This window comes from Methylobacterium sp. WL116, from assembly GCF_008039455.1.
Lineage (GTDB): Bacteria > Pseudomonadota > Alphaproteobacteria > Rhizobiales > Beijerinckiaceae > Methylobacterium.
Genome location: NZ_VRUV01001073.1, coordinates 1 through 598, shown reverse-complemented (window position 1 = coordinate 598; position 598 = coordinate 1). Strand labels below are relative to the sequence as shown.

Below are 598 nucleotides of genomic sequence, written 5' to 3'. Positions count from 1 at the left end.
TCCTGGCCGGCGGCTCCGGCACGCGGCTGCATCCGGCGACGCTGTCGATCAACAAGCAGCTGCTGCCGGTCTACGACAAGCCGATGATCTACTACCCGGTCTCGGTGCTGATGCTGGCCGGCATCCGGGAGATCCTGATCATCTCGAGCCCCGAGCACCTCGACAACTACAAGCGCCTGTTCGGCACCGGCGAGCAGTTCGGCCTGCGCTTCGCCTACGCGGTGCAGCCGAGGCCCGAGGGGCTGGCGCAAGCCTTCCTCATCGGCCGCGAGTTCGTCGGCGAGGACGACGTGGCGCTGATCCTCGGCGACAACCTGTTCTTCGGCGCCGGCATGAGCGACCTGCTGGCGCGCGCCGCCGAGCGCAAGGCGGGGGCGACGGTATTTGCCTACCACGTCGACAACCCGCAGGCCTACGGCGTGGTCACGCTCGACGCGGCCGGGCGGCCGTTGCGGCTGGTCGAGAAGCCGACCGAGCCGGAATCGACCTGGGCGGTGACCGGCCTGTACTTCTACGACAATCAGGTGCTCGACATCGCCGCCGCGGTGACGCCCTCGGCGCGGGGCGAGCTCGAGATCACCTCGGTCAACGAGGCCTA

The 598-nt window shown here is 68.9% G+C and carries 1 protein-coding gene; it reads left to right on the top strand.

The annotated features are described in order from the left end of the window. Positions 1 to 2: 2 nt before the first annotated feature. A partial coding sequence (locus FV223_RS29460; protein ID WP_246689873.1) for a sugar phosphate nucleotidyltransferase occupies positions 3 to 598 on the top strand: 596 nt, incomplete at its 3' end.